Raw genomic sequence first — 16,269 nt, 5'->3', positions numbered from 1 at the left:
GGTGCATCCGGAGCGATCGGACCGGAAGCGACGGCGTCCGGAGCGACGGCGTCCGGGGCAACGGGAGCAGCGGACTGCTCCGCTCCGCTCCCCGAGAGCGCCGTCGACGCCGTGCGCGCCGGGTACGCGTTCACCGGCCCGGCCCTCGAGCTCGGCGCCCTCGTCAACGGCGACGCGCGGATCGACGTGCCCGTCCGCATTCCGCTCGGCATGCTCAACCGGCACGGCCTCGTCGTCGGCGCGACCGGCACCGGCAAGACGAAGACGCTGCAGGTCCTCGCCGAGCAGCTCTCGGCCCACGGCGTCCCCGTCTTCGCTGCGGACATCAAGGGCGACCTCTCCGGCCTCGCCACTCCGGGCACGGCGACCGACGCGCTGCTCGCCCGCACCCGCGGCATCGGCCAGGACTGGCGGGCGGAGGCGGCCCCCGCCGAGTACTTCGCGCTCGGCGGCATCGGCACCGGCGTCCCCGTCCGCGCCACCGTGACGGGATTCGGCGCGCTGCTGCTCGCGAAGGTGCTCGGCCTCAACCACACGCAGGAGTCGAGCCTCGGCCTCGTCTTCCACTACGCCGAGAGCGCCGGTCTCCCGCTCGTCGACCTGTCCGATCTCCGCGCCGTGCTCACCTACCTCGTCGGCGACGAGGGCAAGGCGGAGCTCGCCGAGCTCGGCGGGCTGTCGAAGGCGACCGCCGGCGTGATCCTCCGCGAGCTGATCGCGTTCGCCGACCAGGGCGCCGACGTGTTCTTCGGTGAGCCTGAGATCGACACGGCCGAGTTCCTCCGCCTCGCCGCCGACGGGCGCGGCGTCGTCAGCCTCCTCGAGGTCCCCGGAGTCGCCGACCGACCGGCTCTGTTCTCCACCTTCCTGATGTGGCTGCTCGCCGACCTCTTCAACGACCTGCCGGAGGTCGGCGACCTCGACAAGCCGAAGCTGGTGTTCTTCTTCGACGAGGCGCACCTGCTCTTCCGCGACGCGTCGAAGGACTTCCTCGCCGCGATCACCCAGACCGTGCGCCTCATCCGCTCCAAGGGCGTCGGCATCGTCTTCGTCACGCAGACCCCGAAGGACGTGCCCGGCGACGTCCTCGCCCAGCTCGGCTCCCGCGTGCAGCACCAGCTCCGCGCGCACACGCCGGACGACGCCAAGGCCCTCCGCGCCACCGTCTCGACCTACCCCGAGAGCGACTACGACCTCGGTGAGGTCCTCCAGGCGCTCCCCATCGGCGAGGCGATCGTGACGGTCATGAACGAGCGCGGCGCCCCGACCCCGGTCGCCTGGACGCGTCTCCGCGCCCCGCTCGGCTCGATGAAGCCCACCCCCGAGGCCGACCGCGAGGCGAGCGTCCAGAGGTCCCCGCTCCTCGCGCGCTACGGCACGCCCCTCGACCGCGACTCCGCCCGCGAGATCCTCACCCGCCGGCTCGACGCCGCCGCCGACGCCGAGGAGGCCCGCGCCGCCGCCGAGCAGCAGGCCGCCGACGACGCCCGCCGCGCCAAGGAGGACGCGCGTCGCGCCAAGGAGGAGACCGCGGACGCCGCCCGCCGCGCGAAGGAGCGGGCCGCCGCCGAGCGCGCCGCCGACCAGGCCGCCGAGCGCTCCCGACGGCGCACGGCACCGACCTCCCGCGGGACCCGCAGCGCCCGCCGCGACAAGACGGTCGTCGAGGAGGTGCTGGGCTCGAGCGCCGGCAGGACGCTGCTGCGCGAGGTGGTCCGCGGGATCTTCGGGACCGCCCGACGGCGCTGACGCGACCCGGGCCGCTCGGGGAGACGAGGCGCTAACGGGAGCGTGTTAGCGTCGGTAGCATGAGTGAGAGCGGGACGACGCGGGAGCGGATCCTCCGAGCGACGGTCGAGCTGCTGGCGGACGGCGGGCGGGACGCGGTGTCGACGCGGGCGATCAGCGCGGCGGCGGGGGTCCAGGCCCCCACGATCTACCGGACGTTCGGCGACCTGCGCGGGCTGCTCGACTCGGCCGCGGCAGCCGGATTCGCCACGGCCCTCGCCGACTTCGAGCGGAGCGAGGCGCCGGCCGACCCGGTCGACGCGCTCCGTGCCGCCTGGGATCACCACGTCGCCTTCGGACTCGCCGAACCGCACCTCTACGCGCTGATGTTCACCGCGCGGCCGGGGGAGGAGTCGGAGGCGGCGCGCCTGTCCCGCGGCGTCCTCCTCGACGCGGTCCGGGCCGTCGCCGAAGCCGGCCGCCTCACCGTCGACGTCGAGCGGGCCTCCCGCCTGCTCCAGTCGGCCGCGCTCGGCTGCACCCTCACGCTGACCGCCCTCGCCGACCCCGACGACGAGCTCTCGTCCCGCTCGCGCGAGTCCGTCCTCGCGGCGATCACCACGGCGGAGGCGGGCCCCACCGATCCCGCCGCCCGTGCGGTCGTCGCGCACGCCGTCGCCCTGCGGACGGCGCTGCCGCAGATCGAGCCCCTCAGCGCGGGGGAGCGGCTCCTGCTCGACGAATGGCTCGAGCGCATCGCCGACTGACGGCCGGCGTCGCCGGAGGGTCCGTATCGCCGCCCTGTCGTCCTCGTTGTCGTAATACGGATGGCGACGGGCACGATCCGGGACCGGCACCTACGGTCGGACCATGTCGCGAACCATAGCCGAACTCTTCTTCCGCCCCGTCTGCGCCGCCTGCTCGGCCCCGCTCGTCGCCCGCCGTGGCGCGTTCTGCTCCGACTCCTGCGCGCGGACGAACCACCTCTACGGCTGATCCCGCGCCCGGCACGCGCCGGACGATCGGCGGCCCCTGCTCGGCGCGATTTCGTCGTGCACCGGCGGCGCGAACCCGGCGATGCTTGAGTGGGCCGCTCCGATCGACGCCTTCACCGGTCGACCGGGCTCCGACGATCGGCCGCACCGGTTAAACAAAACGGTGCCCGTGCTGGCGAGAGCAACGGACACCGTTCGCGGAGGATGGGGGATTCGAACCCCCGAGGGCTTTCACCCAACACGCTTTCCAAGCGTGCGCCATAGGCCACTAGGCGAATCCTCCTGGCACGACCTGAGCCGCGACTCATCGATACTAGCCGGTGTCGGAGGCTCCCGCTGACCACGACCCCGACACGCCCCGCTCTCCTCGGCCGCCGTCGTCGGTTAGACTGTCACCCGGCTCCCCGCGTGGCGCCATCCAGGCCAACTCCCCCAGGGCGGAAACGCAGCAAGGGTAACCGGGCTCTGGCGGGTGCGCGGGGGGTCTTCTTCCGTTAACCGGCCCGCCTGCTCCGCCGATGGACCGCCGCACAGCCGCTACGAGGCCCTACCGACTGCGGACGCTCCTCCACAGCCGCGCGCCATGCACGCCCTCCCATCCCTGGCCTCTGCTCAGCCAGGCGGAGGGACCCCCTCGGTAGGCTGGATCCGATGGTTCAGAGCATCTACATCTCGTCCGCCGAAGGTCATTCGGGCAAGTCCACGGTCGCCCTCGGCGTCCTCGATGCGCTCAGCAGTCAGGTGCAGCGGGTCGGCGTCTTCCGCCCGATCGCCCGCTCCACCTCCGAGCCGGACTACGTGCTCGAGATGCTGCTCGGCCACTCCGACTCGGGCCTCGCCTACGAGGACTGCATCGGCGTCACCTACGAGGACGTCCACGCCGACGGCGAGGCGGCGCTCTCGCGGATCGTCGAGCGGTACAAGGGCGTCGAGGCCCGGTGCGACGCCGTCGTCATCCTCGGCTCCGACTACACGGACGTCGGCAGCCCCACCGAGCTCGGCTACAACGCCCGCATCGCCGCCAACCTCGGTGCCCCGGTCCTGCTCGTCCTCACCGGCCGGGACTCGTCCCGCAGCGAGCAGCTGGGCCAGGCTCCCGCGCGCACGCCGGAGGAGATGCGCCAGATCACGGAGCTCGCCTCGGTCGAGCTGCGCACGGCCCACGCGAGCCTCATCGGAGTGATCGCGAACCGCGCCGATCCCGACACCGCCGCCGACGCCGTCGCCGCGATCCGCGAGAGCATCCCCGCCACCGTCCCGGTCTGGGCGATCCGCGAGGATCCGTTCCTCGTCGCTCCGAGCCTGTCCCGCCTGGTCGAGGCGGTCGACGGCGTCGTCGTCGCGGGCGATCCGGAGCTGCTCGGCCGCGAGGCGCTCGGCGTGGTGATCGCCGGCATGTCGATGGTGAACGTCCTGCCGCGGCTCACCGAGGGCGGCGTCGTGATCGTCCCCGGCGACCGGCCCGAGGTCGTCCTCGCCGTGATCATGGCGTACGCCTCCGGCACGTTCCCCACGGTCACCGGCATCATCCTCAACGGCGGCTTCGAGCTGCCGGAGCCGATCGTCCGGCTGATCGAGGGCGTCGACAGCCGCGTGCCGATCGTGATGACCGAGCTCGGCACCTACGACACCGCCGTCCGCGTCACCGCGGCCCGCGGCCGCCTGGCGGCCGACTCCCCGCGCAAGCGCGACACCTCCCTCGCCCTCTTCCAGGAGGCGGTCGACGCGGTCGAGCTGCTCACCCTCCTCGACGTCGGCCGGTCCGAGGTCGTCACGCCGCTGATGTTCGAGTACGGGCTGATCGAGCGCGCGCGCATCGCCGACCGCCACATCGTCCTGCCCGAGGGCGGCGACGACCGGATCCTCCGTGCCGCCGCGACCGTGCTCAAGCGCGGCATCGCCCGGCTCACGATCCTCGGCGAGGAGGCCGAGATCCGCGCCCGTGCGGCGGGCCTCGGCCTCGACCTCGACGGCGCGCGCGTGCTGAGCACCCTCGACCCCGAGCACCGCGCGCGCTTCGCCGAGGAGTACGCCCGCATCCGCGCGCACAAGGGCATCACCTACGACCACGCCTACGACACCGTCACGGACGTCTCCTACTTCGGCACGATGATGGTGCAGCTCGGCCTGGCCGACGGGATGGTCTCGGGAGCCGCGCACACGACCGCGCACACCATCCGCCCCGGCTTCGAGATCATCAAGACGAGCCCGGGCGTCTCCGTCGTCTCGAGCGTGTTCCTGATGGCGCTCGCCGACCGCGTGCTGGTCTACGGCGACTGCGCGGTGAACCCCGACCCCACCGAGGCGCAGCTCGCCGACATCGCGATCTCGTCCGCCGAGACCGCCCAGCAGTTCGGGATCGACCCCCGCATCGCGATGCTCTCCTACTCCACCGGCGAGAGCGGAGCCGGCGCCGACGTCGAGAAGGTCCGCGCGGCGACGGCTCTGGTGCGCGAGCGCCGGCCCGACCTGCTCGTCGAGGGCCCGATCCAGTACGACGCGGCGGCCGACGCGGCGGTCGCGGCCTCGAAGATGCCCGGCTCCCAGGTCGCCGGGCGCGCGACGGTGTTCATCTTCCCCGACCTCAACACGGGCAACAACACCTACAAGGCCGTGCAGCGCTCGGCCGGCGCCGTCGCCATCGGACCGGTCCTCCAGGGTCTGCGCAAGCCGGTCAACGACCTCTCGCGCGGCGCGCTCGTGCAGGACATCGTCAACACCGTCGCGATCACGGCCATCCAGGCCGCCACCCAGGCCATCGTCCCGCCCACCGCCGCCATCCCCGTGGTGCGCTAGCGGCGACCCCGCCGCCGCCCCTCCCGACCCCGATCACCCCAGGAGTCCCCTCATGTCCGTCGTCCTCGTCGTCAACAGCGGATCGTCGTCGTTCAAGTACCAGCTCATCGAGATGACCACCGAGGAGACGCTCGCCAGCGGCCTCGTCGAGCGGATCGGCGAGGACACCGGCCGCACGAAGCACACCCGCGACGGGGAGTCGTTCGAGATCGAGGGGCCGATCCCCGACCACACCGCCGGCTTCGACGCGATGATCCGCGCGTTCGGCGAGCACGGCCCGAGCCTCGACGAGTTCCCTCCCGTCGCCGTGGGCCACCGCGTCGTGCACGGCGGCAAGCGCTTCTTCGAGCCCACCGTCGTCACCGACCTGGTCAAGATCAACATCGAGGACCTCGCCGACCTCGCCCCGCTGCACAACCCCGCCAACCTCGAGGGCATCGAGGCGGCGCAGAAGGCCTTCCCGGACGTTCCGCACGTCGCCGTCTTCGACACCGCCTTCCACCACACGATCCCGGCCGAGGCGTCGACCTACGCGCTGCCCGCCGAACTCGCCGAGAAGCACCGCGTCCGCCGCTACGGCTTCCACGGCACCTCGCACAAGTTCGTCTCGGAGGCCGCCGCCGCCTACCTCGGCCGCCGCCGCTCCGACCTGAAGACGATCGTCCTGCACCTGGGCAACGGAGCGTCCGCCTGCGCCGTCGACGGCGGCGTCTCCGTCGAGACCTCGATGGGCATGACCCCGCTCGAGGGCCTGGTGATGGGCACCCGCTCCGGCGACCTCGACCCGGCCGTCGTCTTCCACCTGGCCCGCAAGGCGGGCCTCTCGATCGACGAGCTCGACACCCTCCTCAACCGCCGAAGCGGCCTCCTCGGCCTCACGGGTCGCGGCGACATGCGCGACGTCCAGGAGGCGGCCGAGGCCGGCGACGAGCAGGCCCGCGCCGGGCTCGAGGTCTACTACCACCGCCTCCGCCACTACATCGGGGCCTTCTACGCCCAGCTGGGCCGCGTCGACGCCGTGGTGTTCACGGCGGGAGTCGGCGAGAACGTCGCCGCCGTCCGCGCCGGCGCCCTCCGCGGCCTCGAGGGCCTGGGCATCGAGCTCGACCCCGAGCGCAACACGTCCTCCGACCGCGGCGCCCGCCGCATCTCCACCGACGACTCCCGCGTCGCCGTCCTCGTCATCCCCACGAACGAGGAGCTGGAGATCGCCCGGCAGTCCTTGTCGGTCGTGTAGCGGCGGAGCCGCGACACGACTCGCGGCCGGCTTCCAGGGGTGGCGGCTCCCGTGGAGCGGGTCCTGTCGGGCTGCCCTGAATCGCTCGCACGCGGCGGTGCCCGCTCGTCGTGCGGCGGTGGCCCGTTGCGCGACCGCGGTCGGCTTCTCGTGGGCCTGCATCGCGCAGAGCCGGGTACGTCGGGCTGCCCAGAATCGCTGGCACGCGGCGGTGCTGGCTCGTCGTGCAGCGGTGGCCCGCTGCACGACCGCGGTCGGCTTCTCGTGGGCCTGCGTTGCGCAGAGCGGGTCTTGTCGGGCTGCCCTGAATCGCTCGCACGCGATTCCGGGTCGCGGCCCCCTGCCGAACACGCGGCGACCCTCGCTGGTCGAGTAGCCGCGGGACGCGGCGTGGCGAGAGCCACCGAGTACGAGGGGGATCTCGATGCGCCCGCTGTGCGGGCTGCTCCATCCGCAGGAGCCGGCTGAGGAGCCCCGGCTCAGGGCAGCAGGCGCGCGTCGCCCGCGTAGAGGTTGAAGCCGGAGCCGCGGCTGAAGCCGATCAGGGTGAGGCCGGAGTCGCGAGCCAGGTCCACCGCCAGCGACGACGGGGCACCGACCGCGGCGAGCAGGGGGATGCCGGCCATCACGGCCTTCTGCACCAGCTCGAACGAGGCGCGCCCCGATACCTGCAGCAGCGTCCCCCGCAACGGCAGCCGCCCCTCCCGGAGCCCCCAGCCGACCACCTTGTCCACGGCGTTGTGCCGCCCGACGTCCTCCCGGAGCACCAGCAGCGAGCCGTCCGCGTCGAACAGCCCGGCCGCGTGGACGCCGCCCGTCCGCTCGAACACCGCCTGCGCCTCGCGGAGCCGATCGGGGAGAGAGACCAGCAGCTCCCGCTCGACCCGCAGGTCGTCCTCCGCGACGCTCCACGCCGAGTCGGTGGCGACCGCTTCGAGCGACGCGAGCCCGCACACTCCGCACGAGCTCGTCGTGTACACCGACCGCTCGCGCTCGAGCAGCACGGCCTCCCGCCCGCCGCGGACGCTCGCGTCGACCACGTTGTACGTGTTCTCTCCCGGCTCGGAGCCGCTCGCGCAGTAGCGCATCGCCGCGAGCTGCTCCGACTCGGTGAGCACCCCCTCGGACACCAGGAATCCCGCGACCAGGTCGAAGTCGTCGCCGGGTGTGCGCATGGTCACGCTGAAGCGCCGTCCGCCGACGCGGATCTCGAGCGGCTCCTCGACGGCCAGGACGTCCTCGCGGCGTCGGGGCGGATCGCCGGCGCGGACGGCGGTCAGGCGGGTGCGGGCGACACTGCGGCTCATGGGTCTCCTCAGGCGGTGGAGGTCATCCTCCCACCGGGAACCGGGAGCGATGCCGGGGTGCGGACGTACGATGCAGGAATGGTCGATGACGCCGAGCCCCGCGAGAGTCCGATCGACGAGAGCCGCCTCTCCGTCCGGTCGCCGAAGAGACGCGCCGTCGGGATCCCCGGCGTCGCCCACGCCCTCGAGATCTCGCTCAAGCAGATGGGTCCGGTGCGCAGCGCCGAGACGCTCCTGCGGGTGAACCAGAAGGCCGGATTCGACTGCCCGGGCTGCGCCTGGCCGGAGGGCGACAAGCGCCACGTCGCCGAGTTCTGCGAGAACGGAGCGAAGGCGGTCGCCGAGGAGGCCACGCTCCGCACCGTCACATCGGCCTTCTTCGCCGCGCACCCCGTCGCGGAGCTGGAGGAGTGGGACGACTTCGCGCTCGGCCAGCAGGGCCGGCTCACGGAGCCGATGCTGCTCGAGGAGGGCGCGACGCACTACCGGCCCGTGGGCTGGGACGAGGCGCTCGACCTCGTGGCGGAGGAGCTGCGCGCCTGCGCGAGCCCTGACGAGGCGATCTTCTACACGTCCGGCCGGACCTCGAACGAGTCGGCCTTCGTCTACCAGCTGATGGTCCGCGGCTTCGGTACGAACAACCTGCCCGACTGCTCGAACATGTGCCACGAGTCCAGCGGATCCGCCCTCACCGAGACGATCGGGATCGGCAAGGGCTCGGTGAGCCTGCGCGACGTGGAGCGGGCTCCGCTGATCATCGTCGCCGGCCAGAACCCCGGAACGAACCACCCGCGGATGCTGACCGCGCTGGAGCGCGCCAAGCGCGCCGGCGGCACCATCGTGGCCGTGAATCCGCTGCCGGAGGCGGGGCTGCTCCGCTTCCAGAACCCGCAGACCGTCCGCGGCACCCTGGGCGACGGCACGGCCCTCGCCGACCACTTCCTCCAGGTCCGGCTGGGCGGCGACCAGGCCCTGTTCCAGGGTCTGGGCAAGGCGCTGCTCGAGGCGGAGGAGGCGCGCGGCGACGTCTTCGACCACGCCTTCATCCGCGAGAGCACCGGCGGCCTCGCCGACTACCTCCACGGGCTGCGGGAGGTCCAGTGGGACGAGATCGAGCGGGCGAGCGGGATCGACGAGACGCGCATCCGCACCGTCGCCGAGCTGATCGCGGCGTCCGAGGGCACCGTCGTCTGCTGGGCGATGGGCCTCACGCAGCACGCGCACTCGGTCGCGACGCTCAAGGACGTCGTCAACGTGCTCCTGCTCACCGGCAACATCGGCAAGCCCGGCGCGGGCGTCTGCCCGGTGCGCGGCCACTCGAACGTGCAGGGCGACCGCACGATGGGCATCTTCGAGCGGATGCCGGACTCCTTCCACGACGCGCTCGACCGCGAGTTCTCCTTCTCCTCCCCGCGCGTGCACGGGACGGACACGGTCGCCGCGATCCGGGCGATGCGCGACGGGAAGGCCCGCGTGTTCATGGGGCTCGGCGGCAACTTCGCCCGCGCGACGCCCGACAGCGGAGTGACGGAGGCGGCGATGCGCTCGCTCGCCCTCACCGTGCACGTCTCGACCAAGCTCAACCGCTCGCACGTGGTCACCGGCCGGCGCGCGCTGATCCTGCCCACCCTCGGCCGCACCGACTCCGACGTGCAGCGCTCGGGCGAGCAGCGGGTCACGGTCGAGGACTCGATGAGCGCCGTGCACGCCTCCCGGGGCCGCCTGCGCCCGCCGAGCCCGGGCCTGCGCTCGGAGGTGGCGATCCTCACGGGGATCGCGGAGCGGCTGCTCGAGGGCCGCGAGAACGTCCCGCGGGTCGACTGGGCGGGACTGCGCGACGACTACCGCCGCATCCGCTCGCACATCGCCAACGTCGTCCCCGGCTTCGACGGCTTCGAGGCCCGGATCGACGTGCCCGGCGGCTTCGTCCTCCCGCACCCGCCGCGCGACTCGCGCCGCTTCGACACCCCCTCCGGTCTGGCCCGCTTCACCGCGAATCCGCTCGAGTACCCGCGGGTTCCGGAGGGCAGGCTGCTGCTGCAGACGCTGCGCTCGCACGACCAGTTCAACACCACGATCTACGGCAAGGACGACCGCTACCGCGGGATCCACGACGGCCGCCGGGTGGTGTTCGTCCACGCCGACGACGTCGCCGAGCTGGGCTTCGCGGACGGCGCGATGGTCGACCTGGTCTCGGAGTGGCCCGACGGCGTCGAGCGGCGGGCGGAGGCGTTCCGCGTCGTGGCGTACGACACGCCCCGCGGCTGCGCGGCCGCCTACTACCCCGAGACGAACGTCCTCGTACCGCTGGACTCGACCGCGAAGATCAGCAACACGCCGACCTCGAAGTCGGTCGTGATCCGCCTCGAACCGTCCGCGTAGGCCTCACCAGGGCAGCGGCAGCAGGCGCACCGAGTCGCCCGCTGCCGCTCCCGGTGCGGGCACGACGGCCACGGCCTCCGAGGCGGCGAGACCGGTGAGCATGTGCGAGCGGATGCCGGCGGATGCCCGCCAGCCGTCCTCGCCGGAGGAGACGGGCACGAGCACCGTGGTCCCCGCGCGCCCGAGCGGCTCGGCGAGAACGCCCCGGCCGAGGGGCCGGGCAGCGGCGCCGGACGCCGCGTCGAGGGCCGGCGGCAGGAAGGATACCGCCGCGAGCAGGGCGGCGAGCGGGTTGCCCGGCAGCGCGATCACCAGCGTCCCTCCCGGCAGCAGCGCAGCCATGGTCGGGTGGCCGGGGCGCATTCCGACGCCGTCGACGAGGACGCGCGCGCCCACCGCATCGAGGGCGCGACGGACCGCGTCCACCCGGGAGCGCCCGGTCCCGCCCGTCGTGAGGAGGATCGGCGCCGTGCCCGCCAGCAGCGTCCGTGCGATCGCCTCCTCGTCGTCGCCGCGGCGCACGACCTCTCCCACGGCTCCGCCCGAGAGCTCGACCAGCGCGGGCAGCAGCGGCGTGAACGCGTCGCGCACCCGTCCGGCGGGCGGCATCCCCTCGGTGTCGACCTCGTCCCCCGTGAGGAGCAGGTCGACCGCGGCGGTCGGGCGGACGTCGAGCGCGTCGATCCCGGCGACCGCGAGCAGGGCGAGGTGCGCGGGAGTGAGGCGGGTCCGGGCATCGACCAGCACGGCTCCGCGGGCGGCCTCGTCGCCCGCGCGCCGGACGTGGCGGCCGGGCGGGAGGGGCGCCCGCGCCGTGAGCAGGTCGTCGCGGACCGCGCCCTGCTCGGACGGCAGCACGGCGTCGCTCCAGTCGGGCACGGCGGCTCCGGTGACGATCGGCGCGGCGGTGCCGTCCTCGAGCGGCCAGGGCCCGGGTCCGCGCACGGCCCAGCCGTCCATGGCCGAGGAGTCGTAGTGGGGGAGCGGCCGGGCGGCGGTGACGGCGCGGTCGAGGACGGCTCCGCGGGCGTCGAGGAGGGGGACTGTCGAGACGCCGGAGCGCGCCACCGCTTCGCCGACGATCCGCCTGGCCTCGTCCCAGTCGGTCGCCTCGTGCCCGTGTGCGCTCATCCCGTCCATTCTCCCGGGGCTCGGGGCGGGCCCTGGGCAGGACCCGCCCCGTCGGTCATCCCAGGTAGCCGTTCGGGTTCAGCACGAACTTCTTCGCGGCGCCCTTGTCGAAGTCGGCGTAGCCGCGGGGAGCGTCGTCCAGGCTGATCGCGGTGGCCTGGACCGCGTCGGCGATGTGGACCCGGTCGTGCAGGATCGCCATCATCAGCTGCCGGTTGTACTTCATGACAGGGCACTGGCCCGTGGTGAAGGACAGCGACTTCGCCCAGCCGAGCCCGAGGCGGATCGACAGCGAGCCCTCTTGGGCCGCCTCGTCGACTCCGCCCGGGTCGCCTGTGACGTAGAGGCCCGGGATGCCGAGGGCGCCGCCCGCCGCGGTGATCGACATCAGCGAGTTCAGCACCGTCGCCGGCGCCTCCTTCCCCGAGTCGGCGCCGTTGCCGTGCGCCTCGAAGCCGACGGCGTCCACTCCGCAGTCGACCTCGGGCACGCCGAGGATCTGCTCGATCTGGCCGGCCGGATCGCCCTTCGAGACGTCGACCGTCTCGCAGCCGAAGGAGCGCGCCTGCGCCAGACGCTCCTCGTTGAGGTCCGCGACGATCACGACGGCCGCTCCGATCAGCTGCGCTCCGACCGCCGCGGCGAGTCCGACCGGTCCCGCTCCTGCGACGTAGACCGTGGAGCCGACGCCGACCCCGGCGGTCACCGCGCCGTGGAAGCCCGTCGGGAAGATGTCCGAGAGCATCGTCAGATCGAGGATCTTCTCGAGCGCCTGATCGCGGTCCGGGAACACCAGGAGGTTCCAGTCGGCGTAGGGGACCATCACGTACTCGGCCTGCCCGCCGACCCAGCCGCCCATGTCGACGTAGCCGTACGCGCTGCCCGGGCGGTCCGGATTCACGTTGAGGCAGATGCCGGTCTTGCGCTCCTTGCAGTTGCGGCAGCGGCCGCAGGCGATGTTGAACGGCACGGACACGATGTCGCCGACCTTGACGAACTCGACGTCGGGGCCGACCTCCACGACCTCGCCGGTGATCTCGTGGCCGAGCACGAGGTCCGACGGAGCGGTGGTGCGGCCGCGGACCATGTGCTGGTCCGAGCCGCAGATGTTGGTGGAGACGGTGCGGAGGATGGCGCCGTGCGGCAGCTTCCGCCCGATGTTCGCCGGATTGACGCCGGGTCCGTCCTTCAGCTCGAAGGTGGGGTAGTCGATGTCGATGACCTCGACGACTCCGGGGGACTTGTAGGCGACGGCTCTGTTGCCTGACATGCGGGGCTCCTTCAGATGGACGACCGCGGCGCAGTCGGCCGCGGGAGTCCTGCGCCGCTCTCGGTCCGAGCCGCGGCGCCGGGACTCGGGGGAACCGTACGGCGTCGGCCTGGTGCCGGATCGAGGCCGGTGGAGTAGCGTCTCAGGAGGCGTGCGTACGCTCGTCCACCGCCCGGTGCGAGGCCGTGAGCGCCGCGTCGAGCGCGTCCCGGCCGCCCCCGGCCAGGCCCGCCGCGTAGCCCGCGAGGAACGTGGTCAGCGGAGCCGCCGGCCGGACCACTCCGTGCGCCGCGCGACCGGCGAGGGCGAGCAGGGCGTCCGGGTCCACCGGGACCTCGCCGAGGCCGAGCGCGGAGCACAGCTCGGCCCACCAGCCGGCGAGCACCTCCTCCGTGGGGCGGGCGCCGTCGGAGGCGGAGGGGCGGGGGCCGGTCGTGTCGTCCATCCGCTCAGTCTGCGCTGCGCGGGCCCGGCAGGTCGATCCCGTGCCGGTGCGCGTCGGCGGGCGCGTCGACGTCGTCGGTCGTCCCTCCGGGCACCGTCACGAGCCGCGGGGGAAGGTCCCGGAGGAGGGCGCGCACCGAGGCGCCGTCGGGATCGCCGAGCGCGGTGAGCGCTTCGACGAGGGCCGCTCGCCGGTGCACGCCGAGGAGCTGCTGGGCTCGGCCGCTCGCGTCGACGGCCAGGAGGGAGGCCTCGACGGCGTTCGACGCGACCTCGAGCAGGGTGTGCACGGCGGGAGCGGGGGCGACGAGATCGGCGGCGAGCACGACGACCCAGTCCGGAGCGCCCGGGCGGTCGAGCAGGGGCAGCGCGGCGGCCAGGCCCGCGACCGGGCCGCCGAACGGCGGATCCTCCTGGACGAGCTCGGCGCCGTCGACAGCCGGTGCGAGCGACGACGGTCCGGCCACGATCCTCCGCTCGGCTCCGCGCACGGCTGCGAGGGCGGTGCCGAGGAGCGTCGACTCGCGGTGCCGGAGGAGCGGCTTGACCGCGCCGCCGAGGCGGGAAGCGCGTCCGCCGGCGAGCACGACCGCGTCGAAGCGGGGGAGCGGAGGCGGCGGGAGCACGGGACCGAGGCTACGCGCGCTCGGAGGTCCGCCGTCCCGGCTCCGGTGTCGGAGGTCGCGGCTACTCTTGTCGGGTGGTAGCAGCCCTGTATCGCCGGTACCGGCCCGAGACGTTCGCCGAGATGATCGGCCAGTCCCAGGTGACGGATCCGCTCATGACGGCGCTCCGCACCAACCGCGTCAACCACGCCTACCTCTTCAGCGGCCCCCGCGGCTGCGGCAAGACCACCTCGGCGCGCATCCTCGCCCGCTGCCTCAACTGCGCGACGGGCCCGACCGACACCCCCTGCGGCGTCTGCGACAGCTGCGTCGAGCTCAGCCGCGAGGGCCAGGGTTCGCTCGACGTGGTCGAGATCGACGCGGCGAGCCACAACGGAGTCGACGACGCGCGCGATCTGCGCGAGCGCGCCATCTTCGCCCCGGCGCGCGACCGCTTCAAGATCTTCATCCTCGACGAGGCGCACATGGTCACGCCGCAGGGCTTCAACGCGCTGCTCAAGATCGTGGAGGAGCCGCCGGAGCACGTGAAGTTCATCTTCGCGACCACGGAGCCGGACAAGGTCATCGGCACGATCCGCTCGCGCACGCACCACTACCCGTTCCGGCTCGTCCCGCCGGCGCAGATGCTCGACTACACGCAGGAGCTCTGCGAGCGCGAGGGCGTGCACGTGGCGGCCGGCGTGCTGCCGCTCGTGGTCCGCGCGGGCGGCGGGTCCGTCCGCGACACGCTCTCCCTGCTCGACCAGCTGATGGCCGGCTCCGAGGCCGAGACCGTCGAGTACGAGCGGGCCGTCGCCCTCCTCGGCTACACCCACGGCGCCCTGCTCGACGAGGTGGTCGACGCGCTCGCCGAGCACGACTCCGCCGAGGCGTTCGGAGCGGTCGACCGCGTCATCCAGACGGGGCAGGACCCGCGCCGCTTCGTCGAGGACCTGCTCGAGAAGCTCCGCGACCTGATCGTCGTCGCGGCGACCGGGGGAGCGGCCTCGGCCGTGCTCCGCGGCGTCTCGCAGGACGAGCTCGACCGCATGGCCGGCCAGTCGCGCGCGCTCGGCCTGGCCGAGCTCTCGCGCATCGCCGACGTGGTCAACGAGGCCCTCACCGAGATGACCGGTGCGACCTCGCCGCGCCTGCACCTCGAGCTGATGATCGCCCGCACCCTGGTGCACGGCACCGGCGCCGGCATCGCGCCCGCTGCGGCCCAGGAGGAGCGCCCGCGGCACGTGGCCGCGCCGCGCGAGTCCGCGGCGCCCGCCCCGCGGTCGTCCGAGGCGTCGCGCGCGTCCGAGCCGTCCCGTGCGCCCGAGCCCCACCACGCCTCGCACGCCGCCGCTCCCGGCTCGGTGCCCGAGTCCATCGCGGCCGCTCCGCGCACCGAGGCGCCGGTGACGGCGTCCGCACCGGTCGCTGCGCCGCCGGTGACGGCGCCCGACGAGACGGCGGCCGCCCCGGAGGCGGATGAGTCCGCGCCGGCCCAGTCCGGACGCCCCCGCGCGACGACCGCCGCGGCGGCTCGTCCGGAGCCGGTCGAGCAGGAGCCGTCGGATCAGGCCGCTGCGTCCACTGAGGCGGCCGCCGCCTCCGCACCCGCTGCGGCCGCGGGCGACGCACCCGCCGACGGCGCGGTCACCCTCCAGCGGATGAAGGACACCTGGCCCGAGATCCTCGAGGTCGTGCAGAAGGCGAAGATGACCGCCTGGCTGGTGGCCTACACCGCCCAGGTGCGCGCCCTCAAGGACGACGTGCTGACCCTCTCGTTCCCGAGCCAGAACGACGTCGAGTCGTTCAAGATGCCGGGAACCGCCGGGCAGCCCGGAGTCAGCGAGTACCTGCGTCAGGCGATCCAGCAGGTACTCGGCCTGCGGGTGAAGTACATCGCCCGTGTCGAGCCTCGCGCCGCCGCCCCGGAGGCCGAGCGCGCCGCCGTCGAGGCGACCGCCGCGCCCGCCCCGGCTGCGCCGATCCCGGCCGCGACCGGCTCCGACGGCTGGGCCACGGTGGCGATCCCCGCCGATCCGACCCCTGCGGCCGAGGCGGCTGCTCCCTCCGCTCCGGTGGAGGCCCCCGCCGCGGCCGCCGAGCCGGTGCGCGCCGCCCCCGTCGCCGCCGCTGAAGCCGCTCCCGCCGGCGACGAGCCCCCGTTCGACGAGGAGCCGCCGGAGGAGGACATGCCGCCGGTCGAGCCGCCGATGCCCGACTCCTGGGCGACCGTCGCACCTCCCGGCGAGCCCGCCGCCGCGCCCGACCCCGCCGCCCCGTCGCGGCCCGCCCCCGTCGCCGAGCGTCCGGCTCCCGCCGCGCGCCCGGTCACCCGCACGACCCGCTCGGCGACCGCCTCGCCGTAGCGCCGACC

Annotated in this window: 12 protein-coding genes, 1 tRNA gene and 1 other RNA gene; 8 read left to right on the top strand and 6 right to left on the bottom strand. The window is 73.8% G+C overall.

Going from position 1 to position 16,269, the window contains the following annotated elements:
• The 3 genes from C5C30_RS16715 to C5C30_RS18145 all read left to right on the top strand — a co-directional run.
• On the top strand, positions 1-1,749 hold a 1,749-nt coding region (locus tag C5C30_RS16715), incomplete at its 5' end, for a helicase HerA-like domain-containing protein (RefSeq protein ID WP_374955308.1).
• A gap of 59 nt (positions 1,750-1,808) precedes the next feature.
• On the top strand, positions 1,809-2,495 hold the full coding sequence (locus tag C5C30_RS16710) for a TetR/AcrR family transcriptional regulator (RefSeq protein WP_104227474.1): 687 nt from the start codon (positions 1,809-1,811) through the stop codon (positions 2,493-2,495).
• Between the two features lie 103 nt (positions 2,496-2,598).
• The gene (locus tag C5C30_RS18145; protein WP_258062975.1) at positions 2,599-2,724 is read left to right on the top strand and encodes a hypothetical protein; all 126 of its coding nucleotides are present in this window, start codon (positions 2,599-2,601) and stop codon (positions 2,722-2,724) included.
• Positions 2,725-2,921: 197 nt separating this feature from the next.
• On the opposite strand, the gene C5C30_RS16705 is transcribed toward C5C30_RS18145, so the two are convergent.
• Positions 2,922-3,006, bottom strand: a tRNA-Ser gene (locus tag C5C30_RS16705).
• A 112-nt stretch (positions 3,007-3,118) separates the two neighbouring features.
• On the opposite strand from C5C30_RS16705, the gene ffs reads away from it, so the two are divergent.
• The 3 genes from ffs (at position 3,119) to C5C30_RS16690 (ending at position 6,756) form a co-directional block, all read left to right on the top strand.
• Positions 3,119-3,215, top strand: an RNA gene (gene ffs / locus C5C30_RS16700) — signal recognition particle sRNA small type.
• Positions 3,216-3,374: 159 nt separating this feature from the next.
• Positions 3,375-5,519: a phosphate acetyltransferase gene (gene pta, locus C5C30_RS16695; RefSeq protein WP_104227473.1), complete on the top strand. Its 2,145-nt coding sequence runs from the start codon at positions 3,375-3,377 to the stop codon at positions 5,517-5,519.
• Positions 5,520-5,571: 52 nt separating this feature from the next.
• Positions 5,572-6,756 carry an acetate/propionate family kinase gene (locus tag C5C30_RS16690; protein ID WP_104227458.1) on the top strand — a complete coding sequence of 395 codons (1,185 nt, stop codon included), beginning with the start codon at positions 5,572-5,574 and terminating at the stop codon, positions 6,754-6,756.
• A gap of 479 nt (positions 6,757-7,235) precedes the next feature.
• Here C5C30_RS16690 and fdhD read toward each other — a convergent pair whose 3' ends face one another.
• Complete coding sequence (fdhD, locus tag C5C30_RS16685) at positions 7,236-8,063, bottom strand: formate dehydrogenase accessory sulfurtransferase FdhD (protein ID WP_104227459.1); 828 nt, start codon at positions 8,061-8,063, stop codon at positions 7,236-7,238.
• 78 nt (positions 8,064-8,141) lie between these two features.
• On the opposite strand from fdhD, the gene C5C30_RS16680 reads away from it, so the two are divergent.
• A complete protein-coding gene (locus C5C30_RS16680) occupies positions 8,142-10,445 on the top strand; it encodes an FdhF/YdeP family oxidoreductase (protein WP_104334136.1) in 2,304 nt (767 codons plus the stop codon).
• Between the two features lie 3 nt (positions 10,446-10,448).
• On the opposite strand, the gene C5C30_RS16675 is transcribed toward C5C30_RS16680, so the two are convergent.
• The 4 genes from C5C30_RS16675 to C5C30_RS16660 form a co-directional block, all read right to left on the bottom strand.
• Entirely contained in the window at positions 10,449-11,576 is a 1,128-nt protein-coding gene (locus C5C30_RS16675) for a molybdopterin molybdotransferase MoeA (RefSeq protein ID WP_181069251.1), read from the bottom strand.
• 55 nt (positions 11,577-11,631) lie between these two features.
• A complete protein-coding gene (fdhA, locus tag C5C30_RS16670) occupies positions 11,632-12,846 on the bottom strand; it encodes a formaldehyde dehydrogenase, glutathione-independent (RefSeq protein ID WP_104334135.1) in 1,215 nt (404 codons plus the stop codon).
• 142 nt (positions 12,847-12,988) lie between these two features.
• Positions 12,989-13,291 (bottom strand): DUF6457 domain-containing protein, encoded by a 303-nt coding sequence (locus tag C5C30_RS16665; RefSeq protein WP_219827812.1) that lies wholly within the window; start codon positions 13,289-13,291, stop codon positions 12,989-12,991.
• Positions 13,292-13,295: 4 nt separating this feature from the next.
• Positions 13,296-13,916 carry a molybdenum cofactor guanylyltransferase gene (locus tag C5C30_RS16660; RefSeq protein ID WP_258066033.1) on the bottom strand — a complete coding sequence of 207 codons (621 nt, stop codon included), beginning with the start codon at positions 13,914-13,916 and terminating at the stop codon, positions 13,296-13,298.
• 74 nt (positions 13,917-13,990) lie between these two features.
• Here C5C30_RS16660 and C5C30_RS16655 point away from each other — a divergent pair, with 74 nt between their 5' ends.
• Complete coding sequence (locus tag C5C30_RS16655; protein ID WP_104334134.1) at positions 13,991-16,261, top strand: DNA polymerase III subunit gamma and tau; 2,271 nt, start codon at positions 13,991-13,993, stop codon at positions 16,259-16,261.
• Positions 16,262-16,269 lie beyond the last annotated feature (8 nt).

The organism is Rathayibacter sp. AY2B5, from assembly GCF_002931645.1.
Taxonomy (GTDB): domain Bacteria; phylum Actinomycetota; class Actinomycetes; order Actinomycetales; family Microbacteriaceae; genus Rathayibacter.
This window is presented reverse-complemented; position numbering and strand designations above follow the sequence as displayed.

Coding starts and splice junctions, on each gene's coding strand:
- C5C30_RS16710 (WP_104227474.1), top strand. CDS start 1,809: ATGAGTGAGAGCGGGACGACGCGGGAGCGGATCCTCCGAGCGACGGTC.
- C5C30_RS18145 (WP_258062975.1), top strand. CDS start 2,599: ATGTCGCGAACCATAGCCGAACTCTTCTTCCGCCCCGTCTGCGCCGCC.
- pta (WP_104227473.1), top strand. CDS start 3,375: ATGGTTCAGAGCATCTACATCTCGTCCGCCGAAGGTCATTCGGGCAAG.
- C5C30_RS16690 (WP_104227458.1), top strand. CDS start 5,572: ATGTCCGTCGTCCTCGTCGTCAACAGCGGATCGTCGTCGTTCAAGTAC.
- fdhD (WP_104227459.1), bottom strand. CDS start 8,063: ATGAGCCGCAGTGTCGCCCGCACCCGCCTGACCGCCGTCCGCGCCGGC.
- C5C30_RS16680 (WP_104334136.1), top strand. CDS start 8,142: ATGGTCGATGACGCCGAGCCCCGCGAGAGTCCGATCGACGAGAGCCGC.
- C5C30_RS16675 (WP_181069251.1), bottom strand. CDS start 11,576: ATGAGCGCACACGGGCACGAGGCGACCGACTGGGACGAGGCCAGGCGG.
- fdhA (WP_104334135.1), bottom strand. CDS start 12,846: ATGTCAGGCAACAGAGCCGTCGCCTACAAGTCCCCCGGAGTCGTCGAG.
- C5C30_RS16665 (WP_219827812.1), bottom strand. CDS start 13,291: ATGGACGACACGACCGGCCCCCGCCCCTCCGCCTCCGACGGCGCCCGC.